The organism is Allocoleopsis franciscana PCC 7113, assembly GCF_000317515.1.
GTDB classification, from domain to species: Bacteria; Cyanobacteriota; Cyanobacteriia; order Cyanobacteriales; family Coleofasciculaceae; genus Allocoleopsis; species Allocoleopsis franciscana.
The window spans coordinates 5,646,735-5,671,055 of record NC_019738.1; the positions used below are offsets into that span (position 1 = coordinate 5,646,735).

General features: G+C 46.3%; 15 protein-coding genes and 1 pseudogene. 13 read left to right on the plus strand and 3 right to left on the minus strand.

Features of this window, described 5'->3' with window-relative positions:
• Positions 1 to 103: 103 nt before the first annotated feature.
• On the minus strand, positions 104 to 1,195 hold the full coding sequence (gene rfbG / locus MIC7113_RS23195) for a CDP-glucose 4,6-dehydratase (protein WP_015184632.1): 1,092 nt from the start codon (positions 1,193 to 1,195) through the stop codon (positions 104 to 106).
• A gap of 567 nt (positions 1,196 to 1,762) precedes the next feature.
• Here rfbG and MIC7113_RS23200 point away from each other — a divergent pair.
• The 9 genes from MIC7113_RS23200 (at position 1,763) to MIC7113_RS23240 (ending at position 15,136) form a co-directional block, all read left to right on the plus strand.
• Complete coding sequence (locus MIC7113_RS23200) at positions 1,763 to 3,121, plus strand: CmpA/NrtA family ABC transporter substrate-binding protein (RefSeq protein WP_015184633.1); 1,359 nt, start codon at positions 1,763 to 1,765, stop codon at positions 3,119 to 3,121.
• A gap of 94 nt (positions 3,122 to 3,215) precedes the next feature.
• Complete coding sequence (gene ntrB, locus MIC7113_RS23205; protein ID WP_015184634.1) at positions 3,216 to 4,055, plus strand: nitrate ABC transporter permease; 840 nt, start codon at positions 3,216 to 3,218, stop codon at positions 4,053 to 4,055.
• Positions 4,056 to 4,263: 208 nt separating this feature from the next.
• Positions 4,264 to 6,267 carry an ABC transporter ATP-binding/substrate-binding protein gene (locus MIC7113_RS23210; protein WP_041781184.1) on the plus strand — a complete coding sequence of 668 codons (2,004 nt, stop codon included), beginning with the start codon at positions 4,264 to 4,266 and terminating at the stop codon, positions 6,265 to 6,267.
• A gap of 144 nt (positions 6,268 to 6,411) precedes the next feature.
• Positions 6,412 to 7,272, plus strand: coding sequence for a nitrate ABC transporter ATP-binding protein (locus MIC7113_RS23215; protein ID WP_015184636.1), 861 nt, complete (start codon positions 6,412 to 6,414; stop codon positions 7,270 to 7,272).
• A gap of 123 nt (positions 7,273 to 7,395) precedes the next feature.
• Positions 7,396 to 8,319, plus strand: coding sequence for a hypothetical protein (locus tag MIC7113_RS23220; RefSeq protein WP_015184637.1), 924 nt, complete (start codon positions 7,396 to 7,398; stop codon positions 8,317 to 8,319).
• Between the two features lie 481 nt (positions 8,320 to 8,800).
• The gene (locus tag MIC7113_RS23225; RefSeq protein ID WP_015184638.1) at positions 8,801 to 9,151 is read left to right on the plus strand and encodes a circadian clock KaiB family protein; all 351 of its coding nucleotides are present in this window, start codon (positions 8,801 to 8,803) and stop codon (positions 9,149 to 9,151) included.
• Positions 9,152 to 9,169: 18 nt separating this feature from the next.
• Positions 9,170 to 11,926, plus strand: coding sequence for a PAS domain S-box protein (locus tag MIC7113_RS23230; RefSeq protein ID WP_015184639.1), 2,757 nt, complete (start codon positions 9,170 to 9,172; stop codon positions 11,924 to 11,926).
• On the plus strand, positions 11,926 to 13,605 hold the full coding sequence (locus MIC7113_RS23235; protein WP_015184640.1) for a hybrid sensor histidine kinase/response regulator: 1,680 nt from the start codon (positions 11,926 to 11,928) through the stop codon (positions 13,603 to 13,605). The genes MIC7113_RS23230 and MIC7113_RS23235 overlap by 1 nt, the downstream gene beginning before the upstream one ends.
• Before the next feature lie 31 nt (positions 13,606 to 13,636).
• Positions 13,637 to 15,136 (plus strand): hybrid sensor histidine kinase/response regulator, encoded by a 1,500-nt coding sequence (locus MIC7113_RS23240; protein WP_041781186.1) that lies wholly within the window; start codon positions 13,637 to 13,639, stop codon positions 15,134 to 15,136.
• Positions 15,137 to 15,288: 152 nt separating this feature from the next.
• Here MIC7113_RS23240 and MIC7113_RS39085 read toward each other — a convergent pair whose 3' ends face one another.
• Positions 15,289 to 17,292 carry a sensor histidine kinase gene (locus MIC7113_RS39085; RefSeq protein WP_015184642.1) on the minus strand — a complete coding sequence of 668 codons (2,004 nt, stop codon included), beginning with the start codon at positions 17,290 to 17,292 and terminating at the stop codon, positions 15,289 to 15,291.
• A gap of 192 nt (positions 17,293 to 17,484) precedes the next feature.
• On the opposite strand from MIC7113_RS39085, the gene MIC7113_RS23250 reads away from it, so the two are divergent.
• The 3 genes from MIC7113_RS23250 (at position 17,485) to MIC7113_RS23260 (ending at position 23,063) form a co-directional block, all read left to right on the plus strand.
• Positions 17,485 to 19,050: a bifunctional ADP-dependent NAD(P)H-hydrate dehydratase/NAD(P)H-hydrate epimerase gene (locus MIC7113_RS23250; RefSeq protein ID WP_015184643.1), complete on the plus strand. Its 1,566-nt coding sequence runs from the start codon at positions 17,485 to 17,487 to the stop codon at positions 19,048 to 19,050.
• A gap of 432 nt (positions 19,051 to 19,482) precedes the next feature.
• Complete coding sequence (locus MIC7113_RS33755; RefSeq protein ID WP_015184644.1) at positions 19,483 to 21,990, plus strand: DVUA0089 family protein; 2,508 nt, start codon at positions 19,483 to 19,485, stop codon at positions 21,988 to 21,990.
• A 215-nt stretch (positions 21,991 to 22,205) separates the two neighbouring features.
• Positions 22,206 to 23,063, plus strand: coding sequence for a hypothetical protein (locus MIC7113_RS23260; RefSeq protein WP_041780187.1), 858 nt, complete (start codon positions 22,206 to 22,208; stop codon positions 23,061 to 23,063).
• A gap of 119 nt (positions 23,064 to 23,182) precedes the next feature.
• Here MIC7113_RS23260 and MIC7113_RS23265 read toward each other — a convergent pair whose 3' ends face one another.
• A complete protein-coding gene (locus MIC7113_RS23265) occupies positions 23,183 to 24,079 on the minus strand; it encodes an aspartoacylase (RefSeq protein ID WP_015184646.1) in 897 nt (298 codons plus the stop codon).
• Between the two features lie 133 nt (positions 24,080 to 24,212).
• Between MIC7113_RS23265 and MIC7113_RS34990 the strand changes: the two are divergent.
• Positions 24,213 to 24,302, plus strand: a pseudogene (locus MIC7113_RS34990) (LysR family transcriptional regulator); the annotation flags it as partial.
• Positions 24,303 to 24,321 lie beyond the last annotated feature (19 nt).

The following is a 24,321-nucleotide window of genomic DNA, read 5'->3' on the forward strand; positions in this document are numbered from 1 at the left end:
AGATTATCGCAAAAAGCTTTGGGATTGCCAGTCCTCATCGCTACTATTGATTACCAGATTCTCTCTTGCTCACTTTTTATAGTCTTCGAGCAAAAGACCAGTTTCAATCATTACTGGCGTAATCAGGTAGCGCCATGAAATTCTGGATTTGCTCTTGTGAGTATCGACGCATATCTGCTCCCGCTTGAAACGCTTTTGTCCAATCCACAATCCAACTTAAAGTCGTTTTCACATCCAGTTTTGGCATCCATCCTAGCTTGGTGTGAGCCTTGGAACAGTCTACTTTCAGGTAAGATTCTTCGTGAGGGTGAGAGTTTTTGTCCAACTCCCAAGTAATATCACTCCCCCAAAGCGCAATCAGTTGTTCCACCATCCACACTACAGACTTGGGGTGGATATCAGAGGAACCGAAGTTCCAAGCTTCACTAAAGGATTGCCTGTCTGAATACAACCGTTCTGTTAGCATCAAATAACCATTCAGGGGTTCTAATACGTGCTGCCAAGGACGAGTGGCGTGGGGATTGCGAACGAACAAGGGTTTATTCTGCATTAAACAGCGCAAAGCGTCGGGAACTAAACGATCTTCCGACCAATCTCCTCCACCAATCACATTTCCGACTCGTGCCGTTGCTATAGCAGTTGGCGCTGTTGCAGAGTCGCTTGGGGTGAAAAATGAATTGCGGTAAGCCGAGGTTACGAGTTCTGCACAAGCTTTACTACTACTGTAGGGGTCGTATCCTCCCAGCCGTTCATCTTCTCGATAGCTCCAAACCCAGTTGCGGTTATGGTAACACTTGTCTGAAGTCACACAAACCACTGCTTTCACGCCACCCACTTGCCGGACGGCTTCTAGCAGGTGAACGGTTCCCATGACATTGGTACTGTAGGTTTCCACGGGAAATTGGTAGGACTTGCGTACCAAGGGTTGAGCAGCTAGATGCATCACGATTTCCGGCTTGAAGTCGCTCATCACCTGCTGTAAGTGAGCCAAGTCTCGGATATCTCCTAGTATTGAGGTCATCCCCTCGGCAACGGCTGCCAGTTCAAACATACTGGGTTGAGTTGGTGCTTCCAACCCATAGCCCACGACTTGTGCACCTAAAGTCTGCAACCAGAGCGCTACCCAGCTTCCTTTGAAACCAGTGTGTCCTGTAATTAAAACGCGCTTTCCCTGCCAAAATTTGGGGTTGATCATGACTGTTACTCTAAACGCTCAAGCGGCTTCCCAGCTTACTGACCCGAAGATAGCACCCAGAAAACGGAAGTTTTCAATATTAATTTTGTTTAATATACGACTCCAATGATATCTATAGATAGGAACCCATAGAATTTGGCTCAAAGCCAAGAAATAGATAACCACCCATAATTTATTTATCAGTATCATTTAAGATTTTTTTAGGATTTGCATGGCTCAGCTAATTATTCATCGGTTGAAGGTGGTAAGCTGATAGCAAGTTACAAATGAATAAATAAATCTCATCGCTCAAGCAGCGAAAGAGCCTAAGAAATTATTCTCTAAGCTCCGAATGAGTGATTCATGTAACTTATTCTTGCCATCCGCTTAATAAGAGTAATTCCTGATTTAGGCAAATAAACGTTACAAAATTGTCTAAATGTAGGTCGCTAAGTTCTTAGGGACTAAGCGTAGGTTGCTTATGGCAGCCAAACCCTACAACAGAGTCCACAAAGTCGCCATTCTCTATAAACAGAGCAATGGTTCAGTATTTCTATACATGAAGAAGATTAATTGCAAGGAGGTTCTATGAGCAATTTCTCGAATTATTCCCGTCGCAGATTTTTGTTAACGGCTGGAGCATCAGCAGCAGCATCTCTATTATTAAAAGGTTGCTTAGGCAATCCCCCCGATCCCAGTGCCAAGACTATAGCACAGACAACTCCTGCGGCTAACTTGTCGCCAGAACAAAAGCCAGAAACTACTAAGGTAAATCTGGGATATATCCCCATTGTGGAAGCGGCACCGCTTATTATTGCTCAAGAAAAAGGCTTCTTTGCAAAGTACGGGATGACCGATGTAAATCTGGCAAAGCAGGCATCTTGGGGTTCAATGCGCGACAACACTGAAATTGGCTCAGCTGGCGGTGGTGTTGATGGCGGTCAATATCAAATGCCAATGCCTCATCTAATTACTGAAGGTGTCATCACCAAAGGTAATCAAAAAATCCCCATGTATCTCTTGGCGCAATTGATTACTCACGGGAATGGAATCGCGCTTGCCAACAAACACAAAGGACAGGGACTTGGAACAAAGATAGACACGGGCAAATCAGTTTTTGAAAAGCTCAACTCTGCAAAAACTCCCTTCACCGCTGCCCAAACATTCCCAGCTGTTAATCAGGATTTTTGGATTCGCTACTGGTTAGCCGCTAGTGGAATTAATCCTGATACGGATATCAAATTGCTGACAGTGCCAGCAGCTCAAACCGTTGCGAATATGAAGACGGGTACAATGGATGCCTTCAGTACGGGTGACCCTTGGCCTTATCGAATTGTCACCGACAAGATTGGCTTTTTGGCGACATTGACAGCCCAAATGTGGAAGAATCACCCAGAAGAATACTTGGCATTAAGAGCCGATTGGGTTGATAAAAATCCCAAGGCAACTAAAGCTCTTTTGAAAGGTGTCATGGAAGCCCAACAGTGGTTGGATAATTTTGACAACCGGAAAGAAGCGGCTGAAATTCTGGCTGGACGCAATTACTTTAATCTCCCAGCTGAAGTTCTGATGGAGCCATTCATGGGCAAATACGACATGGGAGATGGTCGGGTCATTGATGATAAGAAGATGGCAGCCTACTACTGGAAAGATGAAAAAGGTAGTGTTTCCTATCCTTACAAAAGCCACGACCTTTGGTTCCTAACCGAAAGCGTTCGTTGGGGTTTCTTGCCTAAAGATTACTTGTCAAAAGCTAAGGAAGTTATCGATAAAGTCAACCGGGAAGATATTTGGAAAGAAGCGGCTAAAGAAGCAGGTATTGCTGAATCCGATATTCCGACCAGTACATCCCGTGGCGTTGAAGAATTTTTTGATGGAGTTAAATTTGACCCAGAGAAACCAGAGGAATATCTGAAGAGTTTGAAAATCAAGAAAGTTGAGATTTAGTAATTGAGGAATGGGTCATCGAAGACCACCAATAACCTTGTTTGACTTTTGCTTGAGCAATAACGATTAACTACAGTTAAGGAAGACTAAAGCCATGACAACACTCCAGAGACGCGCTTCAGCCAATACCTCCGAGAATGCATTGGTATCCCGATTGAAAAAGGTATTGCCCGACCTTATTCCACCGCTGGTTGCGATCGCAATCTTTTTAGTGGTTTGGCAGATATTTTCTCTGACTCCAGGAGCAACACTACCAGGCCCCATCAAGGTGGTGCAAGATACCTGGATACTAATTGGGTGGCCTTTTTATGACAGAGGTGGTATAGATAAAGGTTTATTTTGGCAGGTTTTTGCCAGTCTACAACGGGTAGCGATCGGTTACACCCTAGCAGCAATTGTGGGCATTGGCTTGGGCATCTTAGTGGGTACGAGTAAATTGATGTCAAAAGCTTTAGACCCCATTTTTCAGTTCCTGCGAGTTGTCGCACCCTTAGCATGGGTACCCATTGCATTGTCAGCTCTGCGGCAGAACGAACCAGCAGCCCTTTTCGTAATTTTTATCACAGCTATTTGGCCCATCTTAATCAACACATCGGTAGGAGTCAGACAAATCCCCAGCGATTACAATAACGTCGCCAAAGTTCTCCAACTCTCCAAACAAGAATATTTCTTCAACATCCTTATCCCCGCTACTATTCCCTACATCTTTACGGGTTTAAGGATTGCGCTGGGTTTAGCTTGGTTGGCAATTATCGCAGCAGAAATTGTCATGTCCGGTATTGTTGGAATCGGCTTTTTCATCTGGGACGCCTATCAAAACAACAATGTTAGTGAAGTCATCTTAGCTGTGGTGTATATCGGTGCTGTTGGCTTAATTCTAGACAAGCTCATGCTGTGGCTCGAATCACGGATTGTGGCGCAGGATCAGAAGTAGAGATGGGAATGGGTAAGGGAAATTACACATTAAAAATCACCCATTACCCATTACTAATTCGCAATTACCCATTAAGCTAATCGGCATAAAACATTGCATAGCTTGGACGGGCTGGATGCCATTCCACAAGAAAAAGGCACCAAACCTAACTCGCTCTCTTCAAGGCAAAACAGCTAACCAATCACCCACTACCAATTACCAAAAACCCATGAGCGTCTTTGTTGCCGTTGACCAGATTGAAAAAGTTTTTCCCTTAGCCGGGGGTGGCAAGTACATCGCCCTCAAAGGAATTGACCTCCAGATTAAAAAAGGAGAATTTGTCTCCCTGATCGGTCACTCCGGTTGTGGTAAGTCCACACTATTAAACATGATTGCTGGTCTGGATCTACCCAGCGAGGGATTAGTAACTCTGGAAGGACAACGAATCCAACAACCGGGTCCAGACCGAATGGTTGTGTTCCAAAATTATTCCCTACTGCCTTGGCGCACGGTACGAGAAAATATTGCCCTCGCCGTGAACTCGGTGATGAAGGATTTGCCTGCGGGCGATCGCAAAACCATCGTAGAGCAACACATTGACATGGTAGGGTTGCGTCCTCATGCTGATAAGCAGCCTGCGATGTTATCGGGTGGACAAAAACAGCGAGTTGCGATCGCCCGCGCCCTCGCCATTCGCCCCAAATTGCTACTCCTTGATGAACCCTTTGGCGCATTGGATGCCTTGACACGGGGCAACCTGCAAGAGCAATTGATGAAAATCTGTGAAGAAAACGAAGTCACTGCGGTCATGGTTACCCATGATGTCGATGAAGCGGTACTGTTGTCTGACCGGATTGTGATGCTCACCAATGGGCCAGAATCTAAGATTGGTCAGATTCTAGAAGTAGACATTCCCCGCCCTCGCAAGCGCATGGAGGTGGTAGAACATCCCAGCTACTACAGCTTGCGTTCTGAGATGATTTACTTCCTCAATCAGCAAAAGCGGATTAAAAAGATTCGGGCGAGAAAAACAGCCGTTATTGCTCGTCATGGTTTGGAAAAAGTTAACCTTGACATTGGTTTTGTCCCCTTAACCGCTTGTGCTCCCCTGGCTGTTGCTCAAGAAAAAGGCTTCTTCAAAAAACATGGCTTAGATGAAGTTAACCTCGTGCGCGAAACCAGTTGGCGCGGCATTGTGGATGGCATGGCTGGAGGTTATTTAGATGCGGCTCAAATGCCATCCGGAATGCCCCTATGGTTAACCTTGGGTGGTCACGAGAACCGACCCTTGCCAGTCGTTACTGCCCTAACCATGACTCGCAATGGCAATGGCATCACCCTAGATAAGCGATTTTACGACCAGGGGATACATACTCTCGCTGATTTTAGAAAGATGCTGTTAGACTCCCCGTCTCAACAGCACAGAATGGGGATGGTTCATCCTTCCTCCATGCACAACCTACTGTTGCGTTACTGGCTAGCTGCCGGTGGCATCGACCCCGACCAAGATGTAGAACTAAAAACGATTCCTCCTGCCCAGATGGTCGTCGATTTGCAAGCGGGAACCATCGATGGTTACTGTGTGGGAGAACCCTGGAACATCCGGGCGGCAATGGAAGGAGTCGGCTTTACTGTCGTCACAGACTTAGAACTTTGGCCCGGACATCCAGGAAAAGTTCTCGGTGTTCGCGAAGACTGGGCTGATGCCTATCCCAACACCCATATTGCTTTGACCAAAGCGTTGCTAGAGGCTTGTCAGTACTGTGCCGATCCAGCCAATGAACTAGAGGTGCGTAAAATTACGGCTCAACGGGAATATGTGAGTACCGATCTCAACTATATCCACCTAGGAGACCCCAAAGCCTCTACCTGTAGCCTAGATGTCCCCATGCGCGAATATGCCCATCACCTGTTTTACGGAGATGGTGTGAATCGTCCTAGTCGGACTGAGCAACTTTGGCACATGACTCAATTGGCACGTTGGGATCACACTCCTTTCCCCAGAAACTGGGTGGAAATCTTGGAACGAGTATGCCGAGTGCGCGTATTCAGTATTGCCGCACGAGAGCTGGGTCTTTCTGATATTAGTTACACCAAAAGCGGGATTCAACTGTTCGACGGTACCCCCTTTAATGCCGAAGACCCAATTGGATACCTCAACAGTCTGCGGATTAAACGCAATTTCAGCATTGCAGAAGTTGCCCTCGATTCACGTCCTACCGTAGCTGCTTAGAGGTTGGCAGGTTGCAGGTTAGCACGTTAATTAGTTGTTCCAATTTCCTAACCTTCCAACCTTCTAACCTACCCCTACGGGGAACCCTACGCGAACAACTTTCAAACTTTCCCACCTTCAAACCTTCAACTTTTTTATAGACCCATGCCTAACCGCCCCCTAGCCTTTAGCGATAGCCAAACCTTCACGACGCGGAAGTCAGTGGCAACTGCCACTAAGCCTGAAGCATTCCTGACAATTGAGGATGTTTCCAAAGTTTATCCGACCAAGAAAGGGTCTTTCACTGTACTTGACGGCGTTAACCTGACTGTAGAAGAAGGTGAATTTATCTGCGTTATCGGTCACTCTGGTTGTGGCAAATCAACGCTGTTGAACATGGTATCGGGTTTCGCCTTTCCCACCCATGGAGAAGTGCGGGTGCAAGGAAAGCCGATCACCAAGCCAGGGCCAGACCGTATGGTGGTGTTCCAAAACTATGCCCTATTGCCTTGGCGGACGGCTTTTGAGAATATTTACCTAGCTGTTCACGCCGTTTACCCTAACAAGTCGCAAGCTGAGAAAAGAGCGATCGTGCGGGAACATCTAGCCATGGTGGGTCTGTCGGAAGCCGCTGACAAAAAACCACCGCAAATGTCTGGCGGGATGAGACAACGGGTTTCCATTGCACGAGCTTTAGCAGTTCGTCCCCAAGTCTTGATTTTGGATGAGCCGTTTGGTGCATTGGATGCCATCACCAAGGAAGAGTTACAGGAAGAACTGCTGAAGATTTGGAACGATCATCGCTGCACGGTTTTGATGATTACTCATGATATCGATGAGGCGCTGTTCCTAGCCGATCGCTTGGTAATGATGACCAATGGCCCTGCGGCTAAAATCGGTGAGATTATGGAGATTCCTTTCCCTCGTCCACGCGATCGCGCCCGCATCATGGAAGACCCGGAATACTACAAGCTGCGGAATCACGCCCTAGATTACCTCTTCCACCGCTTCGCTCACGATGAATAGTTTTTTTTCTGGAGAATCTCCCCTTGACAAAAGGGGAGGTTTTTTCAACAAACATCCTCAGAGTTAGTTTTCTCAGCTCTTATCCCCATTTCTTTCGTAGGGGATTATAAAACTGCTGCCAGAATGCACGACTGGGCAACCGGTTGTGATAGGTTTATTACCAAATCGGGTAAATTTCCCCTCATGACGAGATGGTTTAACCCATTCAGGCGTTCTCAATTCCTAATGACGGCGGCATTTTGGGTGCCCTTGTTTTGCTTTGGCGGTAGCTCACTCATCCAGGTGGCTCCAACTTATGCCCAGCAAAACTTGCCACAACCTCGAATTTTTGATGAATTACCGCCCCCCTCCTCTTTCCCTTCCCCCTCCTCCATCCCAACGTTTAACGTTCCTACCTCGCCGTCGCCCCCTGTTCCCTCCAATCCACCCCCTAATCCAACTCCCCCGGAGCGCGAGTTTAACTTCCAGGCACCCCCCACACCCATCCCGTCTGCTGAACCAACGATGAACTCGAATCTGTACCGAGTTGATATTGATGGGGATAGTCCTTTTGTGTTATCCCAAGTCCGGCAGATTGAACCGCAAGCCTTTGTGCGACGAGGAGAGGGGGTAATTCAAGCGGGAGTATTTACCAATGCCTATAATGCCGAGTCACGGGTTCGTGTTTTGGCAGAACGAGGGATTCGGGCACAAGTGACTCCAATCACGGGTAGTCTGGAGGCTAGTTTTCGGGAGCCGATGAGTCCGTTCCCGCCTGGGACTGATGCAGGTTTGGAGAATGCTGAAAGACTCCGGAGCAATTCTGTGCCGGATAATGTTGCTGCACGCGGGTATTTTGTGGTCATTCCAGGAGACAGAAGAAACTTACCCAACCTAGCTGCCGACATCATCCAACTTGGAGTCAGCGAGAGTGCTGTGAATCAAAGAGAAGCGCCTAGAGGTCCTCACGTTGCCGTTGGCCCTTTTGATAGTCGAAAGGAGGCTGATCGGTGGAGTAACTATTTTCAGTCTTTGGGAATGGATGCTCGCGTTTATTTTGGGGATTGATCGGCTCATGAGATGGAGTCCGGTAGGATTGCACTAGGTTTTTTTTAACGCAGAGGTTCGCAGAGATTGGCACAGAGGAACGCAGAGTTTGTGGGGTTTGTAGTGAGGACTCTACCTGGAAAGATTCTGTATTGACTTTGCTATAGCGTCAGCGTTGCTGCGTTCGCCATTAGCGTTGCCGAAGCATCGCGCAGATGTCACCACCCAAAAGATCGAGCTTTCTTAATAATTGTATCCATTATTGCTATCCTCACAATTTCCTCATTTTTTTTACCTAGCTTGAAGGGATCAGCTCTCAGCCACGGGTGGGGTATTTTCGCTGCGCTGCGCTAGATCAAGACAAATTGCTTGTTCGAGAAATCAGGAGGATTACCGGAGATGAACAAGTAACAAGTGAACGGTTTTAACCTGATGAAAAGGGTCCTGGGCTATCAAAACGGATTTCAATTCATTTTAACAAAAACTAACTGAGAGGAAATCAATGGAAAATGAATCTACTAATAATTCTAGCGAAGCCTTTGAGCAAGCCATTTCTATTTCTGAACTTGATGATAGATACTACTGCCTCCGTTTGTATATAGCTGGAACTACTATACACTCTATTCGTGCTATTGAAAATATCAAGAGAATTTGTGAAGGCTATCTTCAAGGGCGATACGAGCTAGAAGTTATTGATGTTTACCAACAGCCGGGATTTGGAAAGCAGGAAAATATTCTTGCCGTCCCTACATTGATTAAAAGACTTCCTCCCCCTTTACAGAGGGTTATTGGCGATATGTCTAAGACGGAAAAAGTACTCGTTGGTTTGGATATTGTGCCTAAAAAAACTTAAAAATAAGGGCTGGCAATTATGGCTAATCAAGAGAAATCAAGGGCAGAACTTGAACAAGATGTTCAAGAACTCCGTGAGCGCCTTGAGGTAGCCGAAGAAACTTTACGAGCTATAACACAAGGAGAAGTGGATGCTTTAGTTGTCTGTGGAGCGCAAGGTGAGCAGATTTTTACGTTGCAAAGTGCTGATTATCCCTATCGGCGCTTTGTCGAAGAAATGAAAGAAGGAGCAGCTACCGTTAATGCTGAGGGAATGATTTTATATTGTAATAATCGTTTAACATCTTGGCTGAAACATCCATTAGAAAAAATCATTGGTTCAGACCTTCAACAATACATTTTACCTCAAGACCAGCTGATACTTCAAACCTTATTTCAGCAAGCTCAAGCAGGAGTTGGGAAAGGAAAATTATCCCTCAGGGCTACTGATGGAACTGAGATTCCTGTACAGGTGTCTATCAGCACCTTGACGATGAACGATGTCAAAATTAGCGGCTTAATCGTAACTGACTTAACCGAACAAAAACGGAACGAAAAAATTATTACTGCACAGACAGTCCAACTCATTCGGGCGAATACCCAACTTCAACAAGAACTGCAAGAGCGTCAAAAAGTAGAGGAGGCACTCCAAGAAAACCAATCCGTACTCAATGCGATTATCGAGGGAACAACCGATATCATTGCGGCGCTGGATCTGGACTACAAGTATATCGCCTTCAACAGCGCGGCTAAAGCAGAGATGCTGAATATTTTTGGTCGAGAAATTGAAATCGGAACAAACCTGATTGAAGCCCTTGCTCACTTACCGGAGGAACAAGCAAAGGTTGCTCAAATTTGGAGTCGCGCGCTTGCCGGTGAAGAGTTCACTATTATTCAGGAATTTGGCGATACAGTCCGCGAACGAAATTACTACGAAATCACGTTTAGCAGCATCAGGGACAAAAACGGTCAGCGAATTGGGGCATCTCACATTGCTAAGAATATTAGCGATCGCCTAGCAATAGAACAAGTACTTCGAGAAAGTGAAGAGCGGTTCCGCAATGCTTTTGACTATGCCCCAATTGGTAAGGCACTCGTTGCCCTTGATGGACGCTTCCTCAAAGTCAACCGCTCCTTGTGCGAGATTACAGGCTACTCCGAGCAAGAATTGCTGGCAACAACGTTCCAAGCCCTGACCCATCCCAACGATTTGGATATAGATCTCGATTATGCCAATCAACTGCTTAGTGGTGAAATTCGCTCTTACCAGATGGAAAAGCGCTACTTCCACAAACAGGGGCATATCGTGTGGATTCTCTTGAGTGGTTGTCTCGTTCGGGATCATCAAGGTCAACCGTTGTACTTTATTGCTCAAATTCAAGACATTACTGAGCGCAAACGATCTGAAGAGGCATTGCAAGAGAGTGAGGCAAAGTTGAAAGCCATTCTAGACAATGTCCCAGGCTTCGTTTACCTCAAAGACCTCCAGGGTCGGCACCTGATGGTGAACCGTTACTGCCTCGAAGCGTTTCATATCACCCCAGAGCAATTAGTCGGCAAAACTAATGCCGAATTCTTCCCACCTGAACTTGCACAACGAATTGAGGAAAATGATCGAGAAGTTTTGCAGACAGGAATGCCCTGTCAATACGAGGAAGAGGTATTGCTCGATGATGGGATTCATACCCAGTATTCGGTGAAGTTTCCGCTCTTGGATGCCTCTGGCGAACCCTACGCGATTTGTGGCATTTCTACAGATATTAGCGATCGAAAATTTGCCGAAAAAGAACTAGAGCTTCAGGCTGTGATTACCAGAAACATGGCTGAAGGAATTTGCCTGGTCAGAGCAGATAATGGTGTAATCGTCTATGCCAATCCGAAATTCGAGAGGATGTTTGGTTACAACCCAGGTGAACTCAATGGCAAACACGTATCAATTGTGAATTATGCCGACGAGTCCATGGGTGCTGAAGAGGTCAACCAAGCCATCCGACGCGAAGTTCTACAGCACGGTGAAGCCACCTATGAGGTACACAATGTCAAAAAAGATGGCACTCCATTTTGGTGCAGAGCAACGACTTCAATCTTCGACCACCCTGAATATGGAACAGTTCTGGTAGCCGTCCATCAAGACATCACAGAACACAAGCAAGCCGCCGATCTAATTAAAGCCTCACTCAAAGAAAAAGAGGTATTGCTCAAAGAAATTCACCATCGCGTCAAAAACAATTTGCAAATTGTTACTAGCCTTCTCCAGATGCAGGCTAGGCGAACTAAAGAGCCCCAGGCGGTTGAAGTCTTGCGAGATAGCAAAAATCGGATTGCCTCCATTGCACTGGTTCACGAAAAACTCTACCGCTCTGAAGATTTAGCTAATATTGATTTTGGTCAATATATTCCCGATTTAACGACACATCTATTTGATACCTATAACGTTAGCTCAAATACCGTTAGCTTAAATATTAATGTAGAAAATATTTTGCTACAGATTGATACAGCAATACCTTGTGGATTGATTATCAATGAATTGGTTTCTAATTCGCTTAAATATGCTTTTCCAGCTAATCGCAAAGGGGAAATTCAGATTGAATTTTATAGTAACAAAATTGATGAAAATTTGACCTTGATTGTCCGAGATAATGGCATGGGAATACCTAAAGAGTTTGATATCGAGACTGCTCATTCATTAGGACTGACTCTCGTTCAGGGATTGGTTGAGCAGCTAGAAGGAACAATTGAACTCGATCGCCACCAAGGAACAGAATTTAAGATTACCTTCCCAGGGAACAAAATTTGATGATGCTCAATAGAAATCCACCCAAAATCAATAGTTATAAAACGGTTAAAATCCTAGTTGTTGAAGACGAAAAAATCATCGCGCTCAACGTCAGAGAAAGTTTGGAATCTCTGGGATATATCGTTCCAGCGATCGCAGATTCCGGAGAGAAAGCTATTGAAAAAGCCACACAGCTCCGTCCAGATTTAGTGCTAATGGATATCCGACTCAAAGGCAACATGGATGGCATCCAAGCTGCGGAGCAAATTTGGAATAGTATGCAAATTCCGGTCATCTACGTAACCGGACATTCTGATAAAAGTACTCTGGAACGAGCCAAAATAACAGTTCCCTTTGGCTACATCCTCAAACCCGTCAAAGAGCAGGAATTATACGTAGCGATTGAAACCGCCTTGCAGCGATATGAACGAGAGCAATTGCTCAGCGCCATCTTAAAAGGAATGGGAGATGGAGTAATTTTGGTTAACCCCCAAGGTCGCGTCCAATTTCTCAATCAGGTCGCTGAATCCCTGACCGGTTGGCGACAGGATGAAGCCAGAGATCGAGAGTTTATCGAGGTCTTCAAGATTGTTAGTGAGCAGACTCAGCAACCTGTAAACAACCCTGTAACAGCCGCTCTCCAACAAGATACCACCGTCTATCTGGAAGACCGTGTTCTGTTGCTTTCTAAGAATGGCACACCTATTCCCATTGGAGACAGCGCGGCTCCAGTTAAAGATAATAAGGGTGTAATTACAGGTGTTGTTTTAGTGTTCCGAGACATCACTCAACGTCGATTAGCTGAGGAACGAAATTTAGCAATGGAGCGTGCCCGATACTTAGAACTCCAAATAGCAGAACTCCAACGATTGAATCAGCTTAAAGATGATTTCTTGAGTACAGTCTCCCATGAATTGCGAACGCCCCTGTCGAATATCAAAATGGCGGTTCGACTGCTGGAAACTGTCCTCGATCAACAAAGCATCTTAGGCTCTCAAACACACTTCAACTCCCAGTCAATGAATCGTTACCTGAAAATTCTAGAAGACCAATGCAACCAAGAACTGATGCTGGTCAACGATTTGCTGGATATGCGAGCGATCGATGCTGATGCCTACCCCCTGGAATTGACTTCAATTGAGCTACAGAATTGGATTCCCCATATTGTAGAGAGTTTTGAAGCTCGTACCCAGACTCAGCAGCAGAACTTGCAAGTCAGCCTTCCCCCAGAACTGCCGCCGTTGGTCTCGGATTTGTCCAGCCTCACCCGCATCTTGTCAGAGTTGCTCAATAATGCTTGTAAATACACCCCTGCTGGAGAACAAATTGTAGTAACTGTTCAAGTGATCTCAGAGGATAAGGAGAACCAGGGGGACAAAACAGTAGAATCACTCCCCTCATCTCCCCTTACCCCAGCCCTCCGTTGCCCTCCCAGGGGCGTCCAGATTGACGTGAGTAATTCTGGAGTTGAAATTCCCACGGAGGAACTTGCGCGAATCTTTGACCCTTTCTATCGCATTCCTAAAAATGACCCCTGGAAATATGGTGGAACTGGGTTGGGACTATCACTGGTGAAAAAGCTGCTAGTACGGCTTCAAGGAAATCTGGACGTGACCAGTACTCAAGGTTGGACAACCTTTAGACTTTTTTTACCAAATTTAGAATTACCTTTCCAGGAGGTGGACTGTGATTTTGATTGATAAAACCCCACCCAAAATTGACTCTTTTAAAATGGTTAAAATTCTAGTTGTTGAAGATGAAAGAATCATTGCCCTAAACCTAACAGAAAATTTAGAATCTCTTGGCTATGCTGTTGTGGGAATCGCGGCTTCTGGAGAAAAAGCGGTTGAAAAAGCGACACAACTATGTCCAGATTTAGTATTGATGGATATCCAACTCAAAGGCAACATTGATGGTATCCAAGCCGCTGAGCAAATTTGGGAAAGTCTCTCGATTCCCGTCATCTTTGTAACAGGACATTCCGATCAAAGTACTCTGGAACGAGCGACAATAATAGCCCCCTTCGGGTATATTCTCAAACCAGTGAAAGAGAAGGAATTATCTGTAGCGATTTCCATCGCCTTGCAGCGATATGAACGAGAGCAATTGCTCAGTGCCATTCTTAGGGGTATGGGGGATGCGGTGATTGTGGTTGATAAAGAACACCGTGTCAAGTCTCTCAATAAGGTGGCTGAATCACTAACAGGTTGGCAGGTTTCTGAAGCGAGAGAGCGGCTGTTGACAGAGGTACTCAATCTTGTTGATGAACAGACTCAGCAGCCTGTAGACAACCCAGTCACAGCAGCACTCCAACAGGATGCCATCCTCTATTTGCGAGAGAATACTCTATTAATGTCCAAGAATGGTACAACCATTCCCATTGGAGATAGCGCTGCTCCAATTAAGGATAATAAGGGTGCTCTAGCCGGAGCCGTTTTGGTTTTTAGAGATATTAGCGACCGTAAAAGAGCAGAACTTGCCATTCGCCAACAGTTAGAAAAAGAGCAAAAACTCAACCAACTCCAAACCCAATTTATCCACACTGTCTCTCATGAATACCGCACACCTTTGAGTGTCATCCTTGCCTGTTCTCATCTATTAGAAAACAATGTTGAGCGATTAGACACAGAGAAGCAACTCCGAAATTGTCAGAAAATTCAAAACTCTGTCAAGTATATGGTTGAGTTGCTAGAAAATGTTTGGCTCTATAAGCAAGCCGAGTCGGGTCAACTAAAATTGAACCCAGCCCGGCTGAATTTACAGAAGTTTTGTAGCCAGTTAGTCGAAGAATACCAACTCATGCATAGTGATAGGCAAGAGATTCAATTCATTTTGCGTGGCAAGCGTACCACGGCCTGTGTGGATAAAAAATTACTCCAACAAATTTTGGGTAATCTACTTTCCAACGCCCTCAAGTATTCTCCTGATAAAGGTACAGTGAGTATAACAATGACTTGTAAGAATAACCGAGTTATCTTTCAAGTTTGCGATCAGGGTATTGGCATCCCTCTCGAAGACCAACCTCATATTTTTGAGCCATTCCATCGAGCAGCAAATGTTGATGTTATCCGTGGCACAGGGATGGGGTTGGCAATTGTTAAAAAGGCAGTGGATATACATGGAGGAGAGATATCCTTTGAGAGTGAAGTTGATGTTGGCACTACCTTCTCTGTTATCCTACCAATGGTTCAGGCAGAACCCTCTTCTGTCACTCTCCCAGAATTCAAATAAAGAAATAAAACCTCTTGATCTCTACAAGACAAGTAGAACAATAGATGTAGAATTACAGATTCTCAAAAATTTAGCCAGGAAGGCACAGCCAACAGTATCATTTATTTATTGATGTTGATGAATATTGGGCAGGCTATAAAGACTTATAAGAATTAGTTGTGAGAGTGATTGTTGTTTTCTTCGCTGTTGAAAGGTCTCTCAAAAATTAACGGTAGTGTTACGGTAAAAGTGGCTCCCAGCCCTTCTCTTGAACTTTTTGCGTAGACTGTCCCACCGTGAAGTTCTACTAAATGGCGGACAATCGCTAGTCCTAGACCTAATCCACCGAAAACTCTGGTTGTTGTACTATCCTCTTGACGAAAATGCTCAAAAACGTGGGGGAGGAAGTCCGGATTGATACCTTGGCCTGTATCACTTACCTGGATTTGAGCATAAGAGGTTGAAGGTTGAATATTGGCAGGTTGTACTGTATTAGCAAAATCGTAGACGAGGTGATCTTCTCTACTTTCAACGTTCAACTGGTTGACTTTCAACCTTGTAACAACAGACAGCCGGACTTCTACCTTTCCCCCTTCGGGTGTAAACTTAATTGCATTCGAGAGCAGATTCCAAATCACTTGTTGTAGGCGATTAGAATCACCCAAAACTTGTCCTACTTTTGGGTCAAAAAAAGTCTGAATTTGAATAGATTTAGCTTGGGCCGCTAAATACACAGTATCAATAGCAGCTTCAATGGTCGATACTAAATTGACCGGAGAGACATTGAGGCTCAGCTTGCCTTGCAAAATCCGAGAGACATCCAACAAATCTTCAATCAGTTGTGTTAACAACTTGGCATTGCGTTCGATCGTCACTAACGCACGTTCCGTTGTGGCTTCATTGCACTGACGGGTTCGGAGTACATTTGACCATCCCAAGATGGGATTGAGAGGAGTTCTAAGTTCGTGGGAGAGGACAGCAAGAAATTCATCTTTCAGGCGGTTGGCTGCCTCCGCTGCCTTTTGTGCCGCTTCGCTATCAGCACGGGCGATTTGTTCGCGTGAGAGCAGTTCATCCTTCTCTCGATTGGATTCTTCTAGGCGAGTGTTAGCTTTTTGGAGTTCACTGTTGAGTTGAAGAAGCTGTTCATTGAGTTGGGCGCGAGCTTGATGCTCTAGAACCCGTACCCCTTCCACGGCTAGTGCAACTTGAGTTTTGCTCTGTTGGGTGGTGGCACATCCCACCAACAAACTCACGGCACACTGCACCAGCAAACTGAGTTTGTGAACCGACAAAACTTCTGCGGGTAAAGGGAAGCTAGGCAATGAGATGGCATCAGGATAAGTGAGGAGATAAGCCAGCAGTGTCACTAGTACACAGAAGCTGGAAGTCAACATGCCACCTGTTACCCCAAAACGAGTTGCCGCCCAGAGCATGGGTATAAAGCTCAAAAACGAGAACTGCTGAAACACAAAGCCAGCATTATTGCTTTTTGAAACAGTGAGGGCGGCTGTGGCGATGGTGAGCAGCATGATGGTGACCACTTCTACCCAGAATCTACGGGATTGGCAATCCCTGACAAGATGGGGTTCGTTGGCTGGGTGAGGAAGCGATAACCAGCCCCAGCGTTGCAAGCAGGGAGTTAGTACTAACAGGGCTGTGGGTGCGATCGCCAGTGTTCCCAAGGCATTGCCTAGCCACCAGTGCAAAATGCTTCGATCAAGTCCAGATAAAGGCATCTTGCCCACAAAGACTAAAGCGAAACTCCCGACAAAAGCGGAGGTAGCACAGGCGGCTAAGGGTGCACTCAAAGTAAAGGCGACGGCATCCCTCAGCGTTGAGAGGGAAAGGGTTGCCATAAAGCAGCGCCGATAAAGAAACCAAGCCACTAAGGGTTCCGTGGCGTCGGTTAAAGCCATGATTTGAGTCCAGCCTTCATTCCCCCACTGCGGTGCAATTAATATTGAACTGACGGCTGTCAGCAGCACTCCCACCGGCCCAAACCACAGAGTCAGTGCGATCGCCACACCAGACGGGGGAAACCACAAAGACACAGCAGGCTGAATTCGGTAAATCAGCGCCATGCCGTGAGCTAAAAGCAAAACCAACAAACCTAATGGAAGAATTAGCCACCAACGTTGGGGCACAAAGACAATAGAATTTAACTTCCTAGGCATGGGTGTGGCGTCAATTAAGTCTATCTGACTTGATAAATTTTGATCAATATCAGGGTCATGCTGCGCTACTTCCCCACCCGCAACCGATGAAGCTGAAAGTGGTGCTGATTTCTCTATCCTAAAAGAAGGATTTGATTAACCCCACCCCCTTGTTGAGTAGATATATTCAGATTTCTCAGGTAATTTAGACCCTTGGCACATACTACGAATCGGCAAGAACAAATCGAGCAAGTTGTCGTCACAGCCCAGCAAATGCGCGAGATTGAAGGGCGCATCTTTGAGGCAGGAATGCCAGTTGCCGCGTTGATGGAAAAAGTGGCTGGGTTGATTTCCCTTCGTCTTCAGGCGCTTTTTCCCCTTTCTCACTATCACCGTGTCGGTGTATTAGTGGGGCCAGGTCATAATGGCGGGGATGCTGCTGTGGTGGCGCGAGAGTTGCATTTACAGGGTTATGAGGTACTGATTTATCGCCCGATCGCTAAACTCAAGGAACTCACCTCTGGGCATACCCAGTATGCCGCCAGTTTGGGCATTCCCGTTTACGAGCAGATTGAGCCGTTGCAAAACTGTGACCTAATCATTGATGGGTTGTTTGGGTTTGGTCAAACGCGATCGCTCTCTGGGAACCTCGCGGATGCCGTTAACCGATTCAATCAGGGGTCTCAACCCATTGTCAGTATTGACCTGCCTTCAGGTATCCATACTGATACCGGAGAAGTGCTGGGAACAGCGGTTCGCGCAACCCGCACCTTTTGCTTAGGATTATGGAAACTCGCCTTTCTGCAAGACCAAGCCTTGGAGTATATCGGGAAAGCGGAGTTAATTGATTTTGGCATCCCAGCCCAGGATGTTTGGGCAATCTTGAAACAGCCCGCAGGACTGTTACGCATGAGTGCCACCGTGGCGCGAAACTATCTGCCCTTGCCTCGCCCAGCCGTCACTTATAAATATAAAGAAGGACACCTGCTGTTAATTTGTGGCTCACGTCGGTATGCGGGTGGGGCCATTTTGACGGGATTGGGAGCGCGTGCTAGTGGGGTGGGGATGCTCTCGATGGCTGTCCCCGAATCCCTCAAACCCTTGCTCGTGAGTCATTTGCCAGAAGCGCTGATTATCGGTTGCCCGGAAACTCCAGCAGGCGCGATCGCTCATTTACCCGAAGCCATAGACTTGGAAGATTACAGTGCGATCGCTTGTGGCCCTGGCTTGACACGAGAGGCTAAACCTGTTATAGAATCTGTGATCGAGGCTCAATGTCCTCTGGTTCTCGATGCAGATGGCTTAAATATCCTTGCTGAACTCAGAACCATCCCAACTTTGTTGAGGCGTAAGACGCCCACGGTGTTAACCCCTCATGTTGGGGAGTTTAAGCGTTTATTCCCCGACTCAGCCGGTTTACTTCCAGACCGAGTCAGTGCGGTTTGGAAGGCGTCCCAGTTGAGTCGGGCTGTGGTGTTGTTAAAAGGGGCGAGAACGGCGATCGCTCATGCTGGAAGCTCTGTGTGGCTGATTCCGGAAAGCACACCCGCTCTGGCTCGTGGGGGTAGTGGGGATGTTCTCACCGGATTGATCGGGGGTCTAGTGGCGTATCCATCCTTGAGTGAACAGCCTTTAGAAGCCATTGTCGCAACGGCGGCTTGGTGGCACGCTCAAGCGGGTATTTTGGCGGCGCAGGAGCGGACTGAGTTGGGGGTCGATGCGTTTACCTTGACCCAGTATTTGATGCAGGTGGTGCAAAAAGCAACGTTGATGCCGTAGCGATCGCTCGTTTCAAACCCTTGAGGCGAACCGATCCTCCTGAGAATGTGAAGTTTTTTAACATGTTGCGTAACTTCTCAGTAAACGCCTGACCAGTTAATAGAGGCACTAGATCAGCTTGAGCAAAATAACTCACCCATCCAAATTCCCCTCTGGTTTTCAAAGTTATCGGGACACGTTCAGTGTAAAGGTCTAGTTTTTTAGGGAAGCCAAACCCACGCCACTATTCGTACTCAGGGAGCCTATCTGCAAATTCGTCCTCTTGCATAAGTGACCAAGCGCTGGAGGTAAATACTACTACCAGGTAGCCAAGTTTGACGGGAAGTCAATAATTCCTCGCCGATGAGTACGGCATCGCGTTTAAACTATGGGATTGCCCCTCCACAGTCACTTTATAAATCAACTTCTACCAAACTCATTTCTATTTAACTTATGTTTCTCGAAACATCATCTGAAACTCTCGGCTCTCTATCTTCTGATACCCTCAAGCATTTGAATACAGCTTACCTAGGGTTATCAGGCTCAGATTTGTCGTCACTAGAACTGAGCGACTTATGGGGAGGAAACATAGTCCAGGGGAGTTCTCTCGATCCCTTGAGTGTAGCTGCTTCTGAAAGAAGCTTAGAGACAACTTACACAATCGAACAGTTCAATGATTCTCTGATTGATAGCCAAACCTCTATTAGCGGAATCCAGGGAACCAAGTGGAACGACCTGAATGGCAACGGAGTCCAGGATACAGGAGAAGCGGGTCTAGCGGGTTGGACAATTTACCTCGACCAGAACAACAATGGCACGTTAGACACAGGTGAAACATCCACGACGACAGACGCTAACGGGAATTACAGCTTCACAGGCTTAGCCGCAGGAACTTATACCGTGGCTGAGGTGATGCAATCGGGTTGGCAACAGACTTCTCCAGGGGCTGTGACCAACGGCAGTTTTGAAACGGGGAGTTTAACGGGTTGGAATACCATCGGCAGTACCGAAGTCCAGACAGCTTCCTATGGTGTCACTCCCACCCAGGGAACCTACCAGGCTGTGCTGACTAATGGTTCGGGTTCTGTGACGGATTCTGCCTTGGAAAGTTTTTTTGGATGGTCTGCCGGAACTTTGGATGGCATGGGTAATGGCAATGCCACTGAAGGTTCGGCGATGAAGTTGTCAACAATCACAGTAGCAGCCGGAAGCACGTTGACCTTTGATTGGAACTTCCTAACCAATGAATCAACACCCAGCAGCTATAACGATTTTGCCTTTGTCTCCATCAATGGCTTGACGGAATTGGCAGACACCAATAGTACCTTCGCTCTTTCCCCCACCGTTTTCACTGAACAGACAGGATACAAAAAGTTCTCCTATACCTTCAGGGCAGCAGGCACTTATACGATTGGGCTTGGGGTTGTCGATGCGGGGGATAAAACGGTTGATTCGGCACTAGTGGTTGACAATTTTTCGCTGACACCCAATGGAGTTTATCAAGTAAATCTCGCTTCAGGTCAGACGGTTAACAACATTAACTTTGGTAGCAAAGGCGTATCAGTACTCGCTGAGCCTAACGACACCATTCCCAGTGCGATTGACAGCGGACTCAGCTCGTCTAATCCTGGTACCTTTAAGGACAAAGGTGCGATCGGTGACAATCCTAACGTAGCGTCAGATCTTGATGTAGACTTCGTCAAGTTCGATCTTAAGGCAGGCGACAAAGCCACCATCGACATCGATACCAACCCACTTGTCTCTTCTTTAGATTCCTTTGTGCAGGTATTTGACTCGGCGGGAAATCTGGTGGCTTTCAATGACAATGGTGCCGCCTCTGGTGAAACCTCTTCCTTAGATTCTTTCCTGGAGTTTACTGCGACCACGACTGGCACCTATTACCTGGCTGTGAGTGGTAAAGGCAATTCGTCCTACAACCCCAATGTACAGGGTAGTGGTGCTTCAGGGAGTACTGGCGGTTATAACTTAGAGGTTTCGGTGATTCCCAAGTTTAGCAGCAACTTTGGCTACGGTCTGGTTGATGCCGCAGCCGCTGTCGCGAGTGCTACTGGACAGGACAGTGCCTTCGCTGATGTTGCGTATTTTGGTGGGCAGAATGATTGGGGAGTCAATGCGGTTAAGGCTCCCGAAGCTTGGGCACAAGGGTTCACGGGTGAAGGCATCGTTGTCGCCGTTATCGATACGGGGGTTGACTACAAGCACCCTGATTTAGATGCCAATATCTGGGTCAACGAGGGTGAAATTGCAGGCAATGGTGTTGATGATGATGGCAATGGCTATATCGATGATGTCAATGGTTGGGATTTTGTGGCTGGCGATAATGATGCCATGGATGTGTATGGTCACGGCACCCATGTTGCCGGTACAATCGCCGCTGAAAAGAATGATTTTGGAGTCACTGGCATTGCCTACAATGCCAAAATCATGCCTGTGAAAGTACTCGATGACAATGGCAGTGGTAGCAATGTTGATGTTGCTGCTGGAATTAAATATGCCGCTGATAACGGTGCTGATGTGATTAACCTCAGCTTGGGAGGAGGATATTCTTCTGAGATTAAAGATGCCGTTGAATATGCGACAGCCAAAGGTGCGGTTGTGGTTATGGCAGCAGGAAATGAATCTGGCAGCCAACCCGGTTTTCCAGCTAGCTTCGCGAACCAATGGGGTGTTGCGGTTGGAGCCGTCGATAGTAATAACAAGATGGCTGACTTTTCTAACAAGGCAGGAAGCACAGAACTGGATTACGTTGTCGCTCCAGGAGTCGATGTGTACTCTACAACTCCAGGTAACACCTATCAGTCCTTTAATGGCACATCAATGGCTACTCCCCATGTAGCTGGTGTCGCAGCGCTGATTTTAAGTGCTAATCCGAACCTCACGCCTGCTGAAGTTGAGAGTCTCCTGACTAAAACCGCAAATCCGACAGCTATTACCGTCTAGCAATAGTTAATCGGTTAGGGAGGAGAAACTTTCTTCTCCCTGCTACAAAATCTTAGTGCAAGCAGGCAGTTCAGTCAGATGACAGCAATACTGGTTAAAGAGGCGTTAAAGGCGAGAGGGACGATTTCCCAAAAACAACCCCTCCTCTCTAGTACCGGGGTCAAAGGCAGGGGAACGAAAGGAGGTGAGGAGTGAGCGAGGCTGAGGCTATCGCTATGGTATACACCATACCCAAACTTTCTACCAAACCGGGCTATAAACCCCAGGCTTTTGACACGAGCATTGAAACCGACCTGCTAACCTTCTATTTACTTCGTCAGCGCTCACCCCAGGAGCGGTTAAGAATGGCAGCATCGCTAACTCGCAGCGCCCGCAGGCTTTCGTTAGCTTGTCTGGGTCAACAGTTTAGCCATCTCAATTCACAGCAGTTGGCTTTTAAAATCGCAAGAGCGTGGTTGCAAGAATATTGCCCACCTGATTTCGTCCCTATAGATAATCCTTCCATGTGGATTCAGGATTCAGTTTCGTTAGCTGCTAAACTCCATCCCATCTTTGAACAATTGTCCATTCCCTACTACATTACGGGAGGAGTAGCGGCGATCGCCTATGGAGAACCTCGCACCACACAGGATTTAGACTTAGTGATGGCGATTTCTCCAGATGGCATCGATTCACTTGTCAGGGCACTCACGGGGGCGGGTTTCTATGTTCCTGGCGTAGATGATGTTAAATCTGACCGAATGAGAACGCTGCAAATTACCGACATGGAAAGCATCTCTCGTGCCGATTTGATGGTATCCGGGAATGATGAATTTGACCGTCAAAAATTTGAGCGGCGGCGCAGATTTTCTTCTTTAGGAGTAGAAGGGCTTTATTTTGCTTCTCCGGAGGATGTCATTTTGAACAAACTGCGGTGGCGGCAACGTTCTGGTTCTGAAAAGCAGTGGCGCGATGTTCTGGGTGTGTTGAAGGTTCAGAACGAGTCTCTAGACTTTAGATACCTCAGAGATTGGGGAGAAGAATTAGGACTTACTGAGGAGTTAGACCGGGCGTTTACTGAGGCAGGAATTTAAAGGAAGATTTATTCTCGCTCATTCCAACAATTAGTTATATATAGCGCGTAGCGCTATATATCTGAGTTGACTACCCCTCGCTCCAAGAAGGATAGTCTCTAACTTTCGCGCTCTGCGCTTCACTCTTCTCGCTTCGCTATTGTCAATTGGTGTTTTTCTGTTAAACACATCGCGATGCCTTTTTCATAGTAAGCGGCCTCATTAATAAAGATGGGATAGACGGTTGATTCCCCTTCGTAAGTAATGACTTGATTTTCAAAGGTTAAAAATATTGGTTCACCAGGATTAAGCTCTTCATAATCTTTGCCTTGAAGCTGGGGGTGAATCATGGCTTGAATCTCCCCATTTTTATTTCTGGGATAGTCAATGGTTCCTACATATTGATAGAGAGTGAAAGCGGAGCTTCTATGTAGTACTTTTCCTTGATTATAAGCTTCTAAATAATCCAAAATAACATGGATGAGTTCCTCTGTTTTATTAAAAAAACTGGCATCCAGAACACCCTGATAGACAGGGCCAATTTCTATCGAAAAACTCAATTCACAGAGAGACCTCAAAACGGCACTTTTTTGACCGTATTGTGTGCCATTATACACTCTGACTAAGGGATTGATTGAACTCAGATAGGCCGCTAATTGTAAGTTAAAAGGATGGGTATTCCCCAAAATCAGCGTTAGACCCATATTCGCTGTTGTACTATGTAAATCTATAATCAAATCGACTGGGGATTTCCCTGGTGGTTTTAGCTGCTGGTAAATCGTTTTTGCGCGGTGTTCTTCATAGCTAGAAAGGGTTGGGTCATGTAAATCTTGACTGTAGAAGCAGCGATTTAAGTCTTTATCAATGTATCGTCTTCCCAATTTAAAAGCCTGAGGATTTCCCAATAAGGTAAAGGTTTCAAAACTTGATCTCTGAATGAGCTGAGGAAATTGCTCGAACTTCTTGACTAGGTATACCCCTGTTAATTCATTTCCATGAATCCCTCCAACGATTGCAACCCGATTAATTTGCTGCATATTCTCCATCCCTAACTTCACGCTTCAGTACAGTTGTTTTCTGATCACCACACTAAGGGACGGTTTTACTATATGTCCAATACTTTCTTAATCAAAAGATTATATTTAAAATATATAGTCGCTTTTCTCATCTATGGAACTCCGACATCTACGTTACTTTGTTGTATTGGCTGAAGAACTGAATTTTAGTCGTGCTGCTGAACGGTTACACATTGCCCAGCCGACAAAATGATTCAACTGCA